Below are 14,070 nucleotides of genomic sequence, written 5' to 3' on the forward strand. Positions count from 1 at the left end.
ATAGCCGCTATGCAGACCGCATTCGCGACTGCAGCAAAAGTCTTAATTCAGCTACATATTATTACCTGTTTTCAGTCAAATGGCCTGCGAATAAGATATATCGCAAGTGCAGCATATCTAATGTTGAAGCCGCTCTGGAATCGTTCTAACCCTCACGTTAATCACATGTGAATCACAGGAGTTTGATGATGAAAACCGGTGCAAAACTGCCTGACGTAACTTTCCACACCCGCGTCCGCGACGAGGCAATCGAAGGCCCCAATCCCTTCCGCTGGGAAGACAAGACAACCGCAGATTATTTTGCAGGCAAGCGCGTCATCCTGTTCTCGCTGCCGGGTGCGTTCACCCCGACCTGCTCGACCTATCAGTTGCCCGGTTTTGAAAAAGGTCATGCTGATTTCGCAGCCAAAGGCGTCGACGCAATCTACTGCATGTCCGTCAACGACAGCTTTGTCATGAACAAATGGGCTGCGGATCAGGGTCTGGAAAATGTCAAAGTCATTCCTGACGGATCCGGAGAATTCACCCGCAAGATGGGTATGTTGGTCGATAAGGACAATCTGGGCTTTGGTATGCGCTCGTGGCGCTATGCGGCCATCGTCAATGACGGTGTGGTTGAGGCATGGTTTGAAGAGCCCGGCCTGATGGATAACTGCCCCGAAGACCCTTATGGCGTGTCGTCGCCAGAGAATCTGATGAAACATCTGGACGAGGCCCGCGAACCAGCGCTGGCATAATCCGATCAGTTAAACCGCTACCAGGCTCGCCATATCGGCGAGCCTTTTTTGTCAGGTACGGGTTCCCGAGACCACGTCTTCCCCAACCTCACGGATCACCCGCGCCAACCGATTGAACCACTCCTCTGCACCAGTCGAAACGCGACGCACCAAACCGATGGTTCTGGCTGGCTGCGGGGTGCCAAACCGGAGCAACCGCAGGCCAGGCACCGCATCTGTCTCGGCCTGCGCTGCGAGTTCTGGCATCAAGGTCATACCGAATCCTTCCGCGACCAACCGAGACAATGTCGCAAGCGATGACGCGCCCATATTTATCTGACCGCTGGTGCGATCCTGCCCGCAAACTTCAAGTGCCTGATCAGTCAAGCAATGCCCGTCTTCAAGCAGCATCAACTGAGCCGTCTTAAGGTCCACCGGCCGCAACGCCTCGGGGCTGATTGTCAGCCGGTCCAGCCGGGCTTGACTTCCTGCAAGCAAAAAGCGGTCTTCGAATAATGGTTCTTCGTGGAAGGCTTCGCTGCCCAGCGGAAGCGCCAGAATAGCCGCATCAATTTCACCTGAGCGCAGCATTGAAAGAAGTCGCTCAGTGCGGGCCTCACGAATTTGCACTTTTAACGAGACATCTGACGCGCGCAACGCAGCCAGCACGCCCGGCAGAAGGTACGGGGCAACGGTCGGAATTATTCCAATCGATAGGGAACGATGCCCACCAGAATGATCACGCGCGAATTGATCCAAACGCGTTGCCGCATTCAGTACATCCTGTGTGTATTCCAGAACATCTCGCCCAAGTGGGGTTAGCAAAATATCCCGCGCCTGCCGTTCAAACAGTGGCCCGCCCATCGCGTCTTCCAGCGCCTTGATCTGAACTGACAGCGCAGGCTGCGATACATTGCAGACCTGCGCACCGCGACCAAAGTTTCGTTGTTCCGCGACAGCCCGGAAATACTGCAATTGTCGAATGGTAAAATTCATAGTCTCTGACTATCATTTGCAGCCCGTTACTCAAGACCATCCTAATAGGACATCAGCCGATCATGCGGTCTTGCTCGGCCTGATCCTGATAGTGTCGCTTTAGCCGCTGCAAAGCGATACGCAGAACGATCTTGCCCGACCGCGCCGACCAGCCCATGCGCTTTTCCGCCAACTCCAACCCTTCAAGGTAGCAGCAACAACGCAAGGCAACGTCGCTCAAACCCGGCCCTAAATCTGAAAGCGCCTTTGTCACACGGTCCCTGGCACTGGAATGGCCTTGCCCGATATGGGCATCTGAAACGAAATCTCCGCGCCCTCCACAGGTCAGAAAGCGATCCCAGTTCTGCGTGATCTGAGGGCCTATCTGTGCAAGTTCAAAATCCTCACGCAAACGCTCACCCGCGCCGACCAATGTCTCATCAAGGAACGGCTTACCACTCTTGTCCCGTCGACGCGCCAATGCGATCAGGGGGCTCTCGACCGTGTTATAACGAACCTTGGGTTGATTTGAGGTATATGTACCCGAGTTTGCGGGCGTGAATGAAGTCTGAGATTCGGCCAAGCCAAATTCATTCTGAGTGCGCGCCCGGTTTTCCACTTCGGCAATCAAATGACTCAATGCCGTGCGTCCCGCACTTGAAATACGATATCGTGAAATCCGACCGGGATTGTCGCACGATATCCAGTCATTTAACGCCAGCGCCTGCGCTGTTCGGCAATCCACAACTGCTGTTTTGGTTGTCCCGCCTTCACCGTTGTCCCGAACCACTACGGCCTTATCCATGTCTTCGGCCACTGCAAGCACAGCACCGGATTCACACAAACGTCTCAGAACACGCAGCGCTTCTCGTTCGAACTCTGCGTTTTGAGATCCTGGTCGGTTCTCTTCGGATGTTACGACTGCAAACGCAGGATTTTTAAATTCCGTGAGTGAAAAATGCGATTGGGCCAGCGATTGTAACGCGGCGTCCACCAAAGGATCATCGCGACGCATCTCGACCCTGCGGATCTGTCGCAATATGGTCGAGGCATGGCATCCAGCCGACCGCGCGATATCCCGTATCGACCGCCCAGATTCTGTATGGTCAAGATATCGTTGTGCTCCTTCGGGAACCCATGCCGGAACGGTGAAAGCCACGCTGTTTTCCATATTTCTTCGCCCTTGTCGACAAAACAAACTGACAGTTTTAGCCGTCGGAATCTTAGTTAACCAAATCTAACTAGAGGTGCTTTCGTTACTCGTTCGTTAATCACAGACGGCTCAGAGCAGAATTGATTCAAAAAGATAAACAGTAGTGAAACCATAGTTCGGGGCGAATTATATCAAGGCAACACCCGCTCAGGTTGTGTCACATTTCAGACAGTGAAACTGAACGAAAAGGATACTGCCGTGCAGGACCTGATGACCTTGATTACTTCACTCCGCCGCCCGCGACTGCTGGCTCGTGCTGCCAAGATCGGGGCGCAGGACTATAATCGCGATCGTCATCTGCAACGTCTTCTGGGTTATGGATCGATTCCGGGACCGGCGCTGCGTTGATGCGCCTGCTAGAGCTGGAACGCGAAGTGAATGCACAGCGGATAGAAGAAGACGCGGCCTATTCTTTGGTGCGTCATCTGGATTTGCTGATCGCATTGAATGGCGAGGCGCAACTGTATCAAACCAGTCGCGCCGCGCAATTTCAGTGATTAGGTGAAGGCATCCGGCATGGATGCTTTCTTTTCGGCAACGTATGCGTCCAGTGCCGCATTAATCTCAGGATCAAGTTGTGGCTGCTGATAATTGGCCAAAAGATGTTCAACCCGTGCCGATGCCAGCGTCCGTGTGTCACGCGCGCCTTCTTCTTCCCAGGTTTCGAACGGCTTGTAGTCCAGCAAATCGGTTTTCCAAAACGCTTCCTTGAAGTTTGCCTGCGTGTGGGCGCACCCAAGGTAGTGCCCGCCCGGACCAACTTCGCGGATCGCATCCATGGCCTGAGCATTTTCGTCATATGCGACGCCTTTGGCCAGACCGTGGAGAACACCCAACTGATCGGCATCCATGACGAACTTCTCGAAGTCGGCAACCAGACCACCCTCAAGCCAGCCACATGAGTGCAACATGAAGTTCACGCCTGACATCAGACCCATATTCAGTGAATTTGCGGTCTCGTATGCCGCCTGCGCATCGGGCAGCTTCGAGCCGCAGAAAGAACCTGCAGACCGGAACGGCAGCCCCAAGCGACGCGCTAGCTGACCCGCACCATAGGTCACGTGAGATGCTTCAGGAGTACCAAAAGTCGGCGCGCCCGAGTTCATGTCGATCGATGAAACAAAAGCCCCAAAAATCGCCGGAGCCCCCGGACGGATGATTTGGCTATATGCGACCCCGGCCATAACTTCTGCAAGTACCTGCGTCAGCGTACCAGCGACCGATACCGGTGCCATTGCGCCACCGACGATGAAGGGCGAGATAATGCAGGCTTGGTTGTTAGCAGCGTAAACCTCAAGCGAACCCATCATCACATCGTCAAATGTCATCGGCGAATTGATGTTGGTTAGCGAGGTCATAACCGTGTTGTTCTGCACGAACTCTTTGCCGAACAGAATTTCGCACATTTCGACCGAATCCTGCGCTCGCGAAGGATCGGTGACCGAGCCCATGAACGGTTTGTCCGACAAGGTCATGTGGGCCATCAACATGTCCAGGTGACGCTTGTTCACTGGAATATCCGTCGGCTCACACACGGTGCCGCCCGAGTGGTGCAGCCATTTGGACATATAGGCCAATTTCACAAACTTGTTAAAATCGTCCATGGTCGCATAGCGACGGCCGCCTTGCGCATCGCGCACGAACGGAGGGCCATAGACCGGCGCCAGAACAAGATTCCGACCGCCAATGACGACTGACTTCTCAGGGTTGCGCGCATGTTGAGTAAATTCGCTGGGTGCGGATTTGATCAATTCACGCGCCAGACCGCGCGGCAGACGCACGCGTTCACCATCGACATCGGCACCAGCCTCGCGCCAACGTTCCAATGCCGCCGGATTGTCAACAAAATTGACACCGATTTCGGCCAGCACAGTTTCCGCGTTGGTTTCGATGATCTCAAGCGCTTCTTCATTGAGGACTTCGAAATTGGGAATGTTACGTTCGATGTATTTTGCGGTTTCGATCTTTACCGCCGTGCGCTCGGCCCGGCGGGCGGCGCCACCGCCACCTCGTGCTCTGCGCCGGGTGCTTGCCTCTGTCATGAGAAAATCCCGTTTATTGGTTGGTTCGATAAGTGTGTTACATCAACGAACCACGATGCCAGAGGTAGTTTACGGCGCAATAGAGGTAAAAGCGACATGAACTGGCAGCATCGCTATTTCCGACACATTTGCACGTCACGTCACGTTCTTCTTCATCATGACCGAGTTCCCGGTCACCTCGACCTCGTGCCAGCCAAGATGTGTATACATGGCGCGGGTTTCCCCCATAAGTCGATGCGTTCTTAGACAAAGCACGGACAACCCCGCTGTCAGCGCATCGGCTTCAGCAGCAGCAAGCAATTTTCTTGCGAGGCCCCGCCCCTGAGCTTGAGGCACAACCGCGAGATTGAAGACCATCATCACGCCAGCCTTTAGACCATAAATTATGACACCCAAAAGTTGCCCACCTTCTTCTGCGACAAGGACATTTCGGTTGGCAATATCGCCCTCGATTCCGCTTGCCACATCCGGGATATCGGCAAATTTCCTGATCGCATCGGCGTATGCGCTTGTAATACAGATTTCTATCGCATTTACGTCGCCTGGTTCCGCAGTTCTGAGAATTAGGTCAGTCATCTGAGTGCCTCCGCCACCAATTGACGTCATTGCGCTTGCACAAGCAAGGCTTGCAACCTAATAGCCAGTCATGACCCAAGCATCCCACGACCGCCTTCTGATCATCGACTTCGGCAGCCAGGTGACGCAGCTAATCGCCCGTCGCCTGCGCGAACTGAATGTCTATTGCGAAATTCATCCTTATCAGAACGTCACGATGGACTTTGTCCGACAGATGGCCCCCAAAGCTGTCATTTTCTCGGGCGGTCCGGACAGCGTTACACGAGAGGGTTCGCCCCGTGCGCCACAGGAAATTTTTGACTATGGCGTACCGATCTTAGGCATCTGCTATGGTCAGCAGGTGATGATGCAGCAACTGGGCGGCCAGGTCGAAAGCGGTCACGGCACCGCCGAATTCGGGCGTGCTTTCGTGACGCCTCAGAACCAGTTGGACATTCTTGATGGCTGGTTCGCAGAGGGTGATGAGCAGGTCTGGATGAGCCACGGCGACCACGTCAGTGAAATCGCGCCTGGCTTTGAAGTCTTTGGCACCTCACCCAACGCGCCCTTTGCCATAACGGCAGACCCGTCGCGTCATTTCTATGCCGTGCAATTCCACCCGGAAGTGCACCACACTCCCAAGGGTGCCAAACTATATGAGAATTTCGTCAAACTGGCAGGATTCTCGGGTGACTGGACCATGGGCGCATATCGCGAGCAAATGATCGCGAAAATCCGCGAGCAGGTCGGAGACAAAAAAGTCATTTGCGGCCTCTCAGGTGGCGTCGACAGTTCGGTCGCGGCAATCCTGATCCACGAGGCAATCGGTGATCAGTTGACTTGTGTCTTCGTTGACCATGGCCTTTTGCGCAAGAACGAAGCGACCGAAGTCGTCGGAATGTTCCGCGACAATTACAATATCCAGCTGATCCATGCTGACGAGAGCGAGCTGTTTCTGGGCGAGCTGGACGGGCAAAGCGATCCTGAAACCAAACGAAAAATCATCGGCAAACTGTTCATCGATGTTTTCCAGAAACACGCCGACACTATTGATGGTGCCGAGTTTCTGGCACAAGGCACCCTGTATCCCGATGTGATTGAATCTGTTTCGTTCTCTGGTGGTCCCTCGGTCACTATTAAATCGCACCACAATGTGGGCGGGTTGCCCGAGAAGATGGGCCTGAAGCTTGTCGAACCCCTGCGAGAACTGTTCAAAGATGAAGTTCGCGCCTTGGGTCGAGAGTTGGGTCTGCCCGACAGTTTCATCGGTCGCCACCCCTTCCCCGGCCCCGGCCTTGCAATCCGCTGCCCTGGAGAAATCACTCGCGAAAAGCTCGACATTCTGCGCGAAGCCGACGCGATCTATATCGATCAAATCCGCAAACATGGGCTATACGACGATATCTGGCAGGCCTTTGTCGCCATTCTTCCGGTGCGAACAGTCGGTGTGATGGGTGATGGACGGACATATGATTATGCCTGCGCACTGCGCGCGGTGACATCGGTCGACGGCATGACCGCTGATTACTATCCGTTCAGTCACGAGTTCCTGGGTGAAACGGCAACACGCATCATCAACGAAGTCAAAGGCATCAACCGATGCACGTACGACATCACTTCGAAACCGCCCGGTACCATCGAGTGGGAATAAACGCTCACACGTAAAGCACAAAAATTCTGACACGGCTATTATTCGTTGCGTTGCCTCGTGAAACACCATTAAGTCGGCCTGCCATACGTCGGGACGTAAACCAAGTTTCATGAGCAGCAACTCAATGCAGATCGGCAAGGCCGCGCTCTGGATGACCGGAGCAATTGCCTCGTTTTCATCGATGGCAATTGCCGGGCGCGAGCTTAGCGTAACTCATGATACTTTTGAGATTATGTTCTATCGCAGCCTCGTCGGGATCTGCATTGTCGCTTTTTTTCTGACGATATCGCGCAAATGGCATCAAGTCTCGACACGGCGATTAGATTTGCATGGCGTTCGAAATGTACTGCATTTTACGGGGCAAAACCTCTGGTTCTACGCGGTGACGGTCATCCCTCTTGCGCAGGTCTTCGCGCTGGAGTTTACCCAACCGATCTGGGTGATACTCCTCTCACCATTGCTGTTGAAAGAAAGGTTGACTGCGCTTCGGTTGACCTCAGCACTAATCGGATTTGCCGGAATACTCATTGTGGCACGTCCTGGCGCGGCCTCGATCAGCCCAGGAGTGATTGCTGCAGCATTGTCCGCTTTGTTCTTTGCTCTGACGACGATATCGACGAAAACCCTTACTCGGTTCGCGAGCATCGGTTGCATCATGTTTTGGCTGACTCTGATTCAGGCGGGCCTTGGATTCATCGCATCGGCCTATGACGGACAGATCTCATTACCTAGCGCAAATACAGCGCCGTTTCTTCTGCTGGTCGGCGTGGCTGGTCTATTTGCGCATTATTGTATCACCAATGCTCTCGCGATCGCTCCAGCAACAATCGTGGTACCCTTTGATTTTGCACGCCTTCCGACCATCGCGATAGTGGGCATGATCCTTTATCATGAACCGCTGGACCAATGGACGCTCCTGGGTGCGGCAGTCATCTTTGCGGGGATTTTCCTGAACGTCTGGTCAGAAAATCGTAACAAATCCGCAACACCCGTGCAGCGTGCGCACACCGAGTAACGTTCCGTCACCAATTGACCAAAATTTAAAGTTTAAGACAGTAAAAGCCGGTAACAAGGCCGGGTGCGTTTGATGGGATGAGCATTACAGGCCGCAGGACAGTGTAGGGAGAAGTATATGAAACGATCGTTGTTTCACGCATGCGCGTTGTGCATCGGGGCAACCAGTGTGCAGGCAGGTGGCCTAGATCGTAGCGGTCAGGGCGTTAACATTCTGTTTGAAGAAGGATCTGCCGTTCAGTTTCGACTGGGCTATACCAAGCCTGATGTCAGTGGCTCGATGGAAGACCAGATCCCAGGCAGCCCTACATTTGGTCAACAAGTCGACTCTGGCAATGTCTCGAACAGCTTCTTCACGCCACATCTGGCCTACAAGACTTCGTTAACAGAGAAACTCGACTTCGCTTTGGTCTATGATCAGCCCTTCGGTGCAGATATCGATTATTCGGCGGATTATCCGCTATCCCAGAACGTATTGGCGCTTGCGGGTCTTCCCGGCACCACCACCGACGTTCTTCGCGCCGAGGCTGATACAGACGCGATTACAGCGCTGCTGCGTTACAAATTGGACAATGGTTTTAGCGTAATTGGTGGCGTGAGGGCACAGCGCCTGAAAGCAAGTGTTTCAGTACCAATCGCTGGCGCAGGTGCCACGCCCACAGCTGGTGCATACCGTGTTGAAACAGACGCAGAGATTGACTTTGGATATGTTGTTGGCGTCGCTTGGGAGCGTCCGGATATCGCCGCGCGCGTAGCTCTGACTTACAACTCGAAGATTACTCACGATCTTTCACAGACTGAATCGAACGACGTAATAAATGGGTTCATCTTTCCACCGGGCATCCCAACTGTAGGTCGTGTAAGCGCTGACTCATCGACCGAAGTCATAACACCTCAATCCGTCAATCTGGACTTCCAGACAGGTGTCGCGCCTAAAACACTGCTGTTCGGCTCGGTGCGCTGGGTTGACTGGCCACAAACCGTTTACGCACCACCCGTTTATACCGGCCTGACAGGTATAAACCTCGTCGATTATGAAGAAGCAACTTGGACCTACTCGCTTGGTTTGGGCTACCAGTTCACCGACGAATTCTCGGGTGCCGTAACTCTCGGTTACGAAAGTTCGCAAGGGAATTCGGTTTCCAACCTCGGACCGACAGATGGTTTCTGGAGCATCGGTCTGGGTGGCACCTATTCGCTTGAGAAAGCCAAAATCTCCGGCGGTGTGCGCTATACCGACATCGGTGATGCCACGGCAAACGGCACCGGTCCCGACAACCGCGCCACTTTCACCGGCAACAGTGCATGGAGCGTCGGCATTCAGGTGACTTACGCCCTGGATTGATCCCAGCGGCAGCAAACACATCGGAAAGCCCCGCCTTGGTATGGTGGGGCTTTTCCAATTACACGCCTTCTTTTCATTGCGGAACACAGCAGCACAATTGACGCCGCGATCAGCCCGATTTAGCTAATGCAAAACAAGGGATGGTGGCGCATGATCTACAACTCGGCAAAGGACTGGCGCGACGCCGCGCGAAAGAAAGTACTGTTCTTCGGTATGTCCGGGTTGGGGAAATCCTATGTCTCGAACACTCTTCGGGATGCGGGTGATTGGTTCCACTACTCGATCGATTACCGGATCGGGACACGCTACATGGGCGAATACATCGCCGACAACGCCAAGGCCGAAGCGATGAAAGTGCCCTTTCTGCGCGAGCTTCTCCTATCGGATTCGATCTATATCGGATCGAACATCACGTTCGAAAACCTGACCCCCGTCTCCGCCTATCTGGGCAAACCCGGCAATCCCGCGCTTGGTGGACTTGAAATCTCGGAATACCGGCTTCGCCAGGAACAGTTCCGGCTAGCAGAGATTCACGCCCTGTTGGATACCAAGTATTTTATCGACCGAGCCGAGCGCCTGTACAGCTATCCGCATTTTATCTGCGATACCGGTGGCTCTATCTGCGAGTGGGTCGAGCCCGAAGATCCGAACGACCAGGTCCTGTCCGAGCTATCGCGCCAGACGCTGATGATCTGGATCAAGGGCGACGAGGCCCATACAGAGGAATTGGTAAAACGTTTCGACAAGGCCCCAAAGCCCATGTCTTACCAAGCCGAGTTCCTGCAGCGGGTCTGGGATGAATACCTTGCCCTTAGCAACTGCCAAGCCTCCGCGGTCGATCCGGACGCGTTCATACGCTGGACCTATGCGCAAGCGCTGGCGCACCGACAACCGAGATATGAAGCGATGGCGCGAAACTGGGGCGTCACAATAGCCGCCGACGATATCGCCAAGGTCCGCGACAGCAGTGATTTCGATGTGTTGATCGAACGCACCCTTGAGGCCCGCGCCAACCCCGCCTAAGTTCCAGACTTCTTTCGCAGTTTCAACAGCGTGACCAAATGCCGATTAAAATTCCTTCCGACCTGCCCGCCTTTGACGTCCTGACCAATGAGGGTGTAATGGTCATGGCCGAAGATCAGGCCGCACGGCAGGATATTCGCCCCTTGCGGATCGGCCTGTTGAATTTGATGCCCAAGAAAATTCAGACCGAAAACCAGTTTGCGCGTCTGATCGGGGCGACACCTTTGCAGATCGAACTTTCGCTGATCCGTATGACCGAGCATCAGACCAAAAACACCGCTGCCGAGCATATGGCCGAATTCTACCATCCTTTTCAGGAGGTAAAGGACCAGAAATTTGATGGGTTGATCATTACGGGTGCCCCAATCGAGCACCTTGATTTCGCGGATGTCACCTATTGGGACGAAATCCGTGAAGTGTTCGAGTGGACGCAAACCAATGTGCATTCCACCTTCGGCGTCTGTTGGGGTGGCATGGCCATGATCAACCATTTTCACGATGTCAAAAAACATATGCTGGATGCAAAGGCCTTCGGGTGTTTCCGGCATCGAAATCTTGCGCCAGCATCGCCATTTTTACGTGGTTTTTCTGACGATTGCGTGATCCCAGTAAGCCGCTGGACCGAGATGCGGCAGTATGAAATCGACGCCGTACCTGATCTGATCACACTGCTTGGCAGCGATGATGTGGGCCCCTGCCTGATCGAAGATCCAGCACATCGGGCACTCTATATCTTCAACCATTTCGAGTATGACAGCGACACGCTCAAGCAAGAATATGACCGGGACGTTGCCAACGGTACACCGATCAATGTCCCAATAAATTACTATCCAGACGATGATCCAAGCCAGCATCCGCAGAACCGCTGGCGCAGTCACGCACATCTGCTTTATGGCAACTGGATCAATTCCATCTATCAGACAACCCCCTTTGATTTGGAAAAAATTGGCCAGTAAACTCTTGATAACAATTGGCATTGCGCTAGCAGCCGTTGCCATAGTCACTGCCTGGCGTGGTACGCAACGCGAAGGCAGTGCCGAAGCTTCGTTTCCTCCTGAAGGTCAGATCCTGGATGTCGATGGTATCTCTGTACATGCCGTCGTCATGGGCGAAGGTCCAGATGTCGTGCTGATCCACGGTTCCAGCGGGAATACGCGCGATATGACATTTGCGTTGGCACCGATCTTAGCAGAAAGCTATCGGGTCATCGTTTTCGATCGCCCTGGGCTAGGTTATTCTGAAAGCTTTAACCCAGACGGAGAAACCGTTGTTGAACAAGCAGAAATCCTACAGAAAGCTGCCTCAGAACTTGGTGCTGAAAAACCCGTTGTTGCTGGGCAAAGCTATGGCGGGTCAGTCGCACTTGCCTGGGCAGTCACACGGCCTGACAATATCGCCGCTCTCGTTTTGATCGCTCCTGCAGCTATCCCCTGGGAGACGCCATTGGACGCATTCAACACAATGGGCGCAACAACCATCGGCAACGCACTTGGCCTGCCGTTGGTCAGCGCCTTCGTTCCTGACTGGTTCGTTTCGAAAGCACTGGATCAGGTTTTTGCGCCGCAAGTAGCCCCCGAAGGTTATGCGGAACATTTCGGCCCCGGTCTGACCATGCGCCGCGCATCGATGCATGCAAATGCCAAACAGCGAGCAAATCTGCTGGACGAAATCACCGAACTTCAACCCCGCTATAACGAGATTACGGTTCCAACTGAAATAGTCCACGGCACCGCCGATACGACCGTTGGGCTGGATTGGCATTCTGAGCGCCTGATAGAGCAAATACCAGGTGCGGAGCTGGTCGAACTGGACGGTGTCGGTCACATGCCTCAGGTAGTTGCCGCCCCAGAGGTCGCAGCCGCAATCGACCGTGCCGCCGCACGTGCGGGTTTGCGTTAACCCCATTCGTAATCCATAGTAAGTTATGGATTTTATGGCGAGGCCGCACATGACCAAATCAGAACCGGGCGCTATCGAGAGCTATTTTCGCAATGACGCGCCCAAGACTGTTCAATCGGTCATTGAGCAGGCCAAAAAAGGAGAAATTCTGAACCCGACCTACCCTTACCCGAAAAAGATTAAGGGCAAGGAATATGACCAACAGATGCAGGGTTTGCAGATCGAGCTGGTCAAGATGCAGCGGTGGGTCAAGAACACTGATCAGCGCGTCGCCATCGTGTTCGAAGGACGCGATGCAGCGGGGAAAGGTGGGACAATCAAAAGGTTCCGCGAAAACCTTAATCCACGGGGCGCGCGCAATGTTGCACTTAGCAAACCATCAGATGCTGAACGCAGCCAGTGGTATTTTCAACGCTATATTTCACATTTGCCCTCTGCCGGAGAAATCGTGTTCTTTGATCGCAGCTGGTATAACCGGGGCGTCGTTGAAAACGTCTTTGGTTTTTGCACAACAGATGAGCGTGAGCGGTTCTTCAGACAGGTTCTGCCTCTGGAAATGGGGTTCAAGAATGACGGGATCCACATGTTCAAGTTCTGGCTGAATGTAGGTCGCTCAGAACAGCTGAACCGCTTTCTTGCCCGCGAAACCGACCCTTTGAAGCAATGGAAACTCAGCCCAATCGACATAGCTGGCCTGCACAAGTGGAACGAATACAGCCAATCAATTTCCGAAACGCTGACCCGCAGCCATTCCGAAGATTGTCCTTGGACGATCATTCGGTCCGATGACAAAAAACGCGCTCGGCTGGCTGCAATTCGCACAGTGCTCAGCGGGCTGGATTATGATGGCAAAGATGCTGACGTGGTTGGTGAGCCAGACAAAACGATCAGTGGTGGACCGGAAATCTGGGATGCCTGAACTTGGTATGGGGCAATACACGAACTGCGCTGGATTAGGTCATGACCTGTGCATATATACCCGTATAAGCACTTGAGGACGGGATGACAAAGCGCGGATATCACCACGGAAATCTGAAGCAGGCCCTGATCGAGGCTGCCTTGTCTCTGATTGAACAAAAAGGTCCGACCGGATTTACGCTGTCCGAGGCCGCCAAGACGGCTGGGGTGACGCCCGCAGCGGTCTATCGACATTACGAGGGGCGCGAAGATCTAATTGCTGAGGCCGCGCGACAAGGCTTTGAGATGTTCGCTGACCTGATGCAATTTGCCTATGACAAGGGGCAACCGTCGGCACTGGCAGCGTTTGAAGCCACTGGGCGCGCCTATCTAGCCTTTGCGCGCAAGCACCCAGGCCACTACATCGCGATGTTCGAAAGCGGTATATCCCTAAACCGAACGCCCGAATTGGCCCTCGCCGCCAATCGCGCAAAGAATGTGCTGGAAAAAGCTGCTGGCGATTTGTCTCAACACATACCGCCAGAGAAAAGACCCCCTGCGTCAATGTTCAGTGCTCACATTTGGGCGATGAGTCACGGTGTCGTTGAACTTTATGCGCGCAATACCGGTGCAAGCTCTCCCTTCCCTCCTGAAGACCTGCTCGAAAGTGGGATCGGTATCTACTTACGCGGTTTGGGGCTGGTCGCGCAGGACGAATGACAAAGCTTCCAATTCCAGAG

At 53.8% G+C, this 14,070-nt stretch carries 13 protein-coding genes and 1 pseudogene; 10 read left to right on the forward strand and 4 right to left on the reverse strand.

Annotation, left to right across the window (positions count from 1 at the left end; genetic code table 11):
- Positions 1 to 188: 188 nt before the first annotated feature.
- A complete protein-coding gene (locus ACR3EJ_RS13895) occupies positions 189 to 737 on the forward strand; it encodes a peroxiredoxin (protein ID WP_010439686.1) in 549 nt (182 codons plus the stop codon).
- Positions 738 to 788: 51 nt separating this feature from the next.
- Here the strand turns inward: ACR3EJ_RS13895 and ACR3EJ_RS13900 are convergent, their stop codons facing one another.
- Complete coding sequence (locus ACR3EJ_RS13900) at positions 789 to 1,712, reverse strand: hydrogen peroxide-inducible genes activator (RefSeq protein ID WP_170539334.1); 924 nt, start codon at positions 1,710 to 1,712, stop codon at positions 789 to 791.
- 52 nt (positions 1,713 to 1,764) lie between these two features.
- Entirely contained in the window at positions 1,765 to 2,862 is a 1,098-nt protein-coding gene (locus ACR3EJ_RS13905) for a DUF6456 domain-containing protein (protein WP_170539332.1), read from the reverse strand.
- Between the two features lie 252 nt (positions 2,863 to 3,114).
- Here ACR3EJ_RS13905 and ACR3EJ_RS13910 point away from each other — a divergent pair.
- A pseudogene (locus ACR3EJ_RS13910) lies at positions 3,115 to 3,401 on the forward strand (DUF6477 family protein).
- On the opposite strand, the gene ACR3EJ_RS13915 reads toward ACR3EJ_RS13910, so the two are convergent.
- A complete protein-coding gene (locus ACR3EJ_RS13915) occupies positions 3,402 to 4,946 on the reverse strand; it encodes a trimethylamine methyltransferase family protein (protein WP_170469757.1) in 1,545 nt (514 codons plus the stop codon). It abuts the pseudogene before it with no gap.
- A gap of 135 nt (positions 4,947 to 5,081) precedes the next feature.
- Complete coding sequence (locus ACR3EJ_RS13920; protein WP_170539330.1) at positions 5,082 to 5,522, reverse strand: GNAT family N-acetyltransferase; 441 nt, start codon at positions 5,520 to 5,522, stop codon at positions 5,082 to 5,084.
- 70 nt (positions 5,523 to 5,592) lie between these two features.
- Here ACR3EJ_RS13920 and guaA point away from each other — a divergent pair, with 70 nt between their 5' ends.
- From guaA to ACR3EJ_RS13960, 8 genes are all read left to right on the forward strand, one after another.
- The gene (guaA, locus tag ACR3EJ_RS13925; RefSeq protein ID WP_170539328.1) at positions 5,593 to 7,152 is read left to right on the forward strand and encodes a glutamine-hydrolyzing GMP synthase; all 1,560 of its coding nucleotides are present in this window, start codon (positions 5,593 to 5,595) and stop codon (positions 7,150 to 7,152) included.
- Positions 7,153 to 7,261: 109 nt separating this feature from the next.
- Positions 7,262 to 8,167, forward strand: a complete 906-nt coding sequence (locus tag ACR3EJ_RS13930; protein WP_260025889.1) for a DMT family transporter — start codon at positions 7,262 to 7,264, stop codon at positions 8,165 to 8,167.
- 117 nt (positions 8,168 to 8,284) lie between these two features.
- Positions 8,285 to 9,511 carry an outer membrane protein transport protein gene (locus ACR3EJ_RS13935; RefSeq protein ID WP_170539326.1) on the forward strand — a complete coding sequence of 409 codons (1,227 nt, stop codon included), beginning with the start codon at positions 8,285 to 8,287 and terminating at the stop codon, positions 9,509 to 9,511.
- Positions 9,512 to 9,661: 150 nt separating this feature from the next.
- Complete coding sequence (locus ACR3EJ_RS13940) at positions 9,662 to 10,534, forward strand: ATPase (protein WP_170539324.1); 873 nt, start codon at positions 9,662 to 9,664, stop codon at positions 10,532 to 10,534.
- A gap of 38 nt (positions 10,535 to 10,572) precedes the next feature.
- The gene (gene metA, locus ACR3EJ_RS13945; RefSeq protein WP_170539322.1) at positions 10,573 to 11,490 is read left to right on the forward strand and encodes a homoserine O-acetyltransferase MetA; all 918 of its coding nucleotides are present in this window, start codon (positions 10,573 to 10,575) and stop codon (positions 11,488 to 11,490) included.
- Entirely contained in the window at positions 11,480 to 12,433 is a 954-nt protein-coding gene (locus ACR3EJ_RS13950) for an alpha/beta fold hydrolase (protein ID WP_170539320.1), read from the forward strand. The genes metA and ACR3EJ_RS13950 overlap by 11 nt, the downstream gene beginning before the upstream one ends.
- A 49-nt stretch (positions 12,434 to 12,482) precedes the next feature.
- On the forward strand, positions 12,483 to 13,352 hold the full coding sequence (gene ppk2 / locus ACR3EJ_RS13955; RefSeq protein ID WP_170539318.1) for a polyphosphate kinase 2: 870 nt from the start codon (positions 12,483 to 12,485) through the stop codon (positions 13,350 to 13,352).
- A gap of 83 nt (positions 13,353 to 13,435) precedes the next feature.
- Positions 13,436 to 14,050 (forward strand): TetR/AcrR family transcriptional regulator, encoded by a 615-nt coding sequence (locus ACR3EJ_RS13960; RefSeq protein ID WP_010439657.1) that lies wholly within the window; start codon positions 13,436 to 13,438, stop codon positions 14,048 to 14,050.
- Positions 14,051 to 14,070 lie beyond the last annotated feature (20 nt).

Source organism: Ruegeria sp. AB11, from assembly GCF_056536325.1.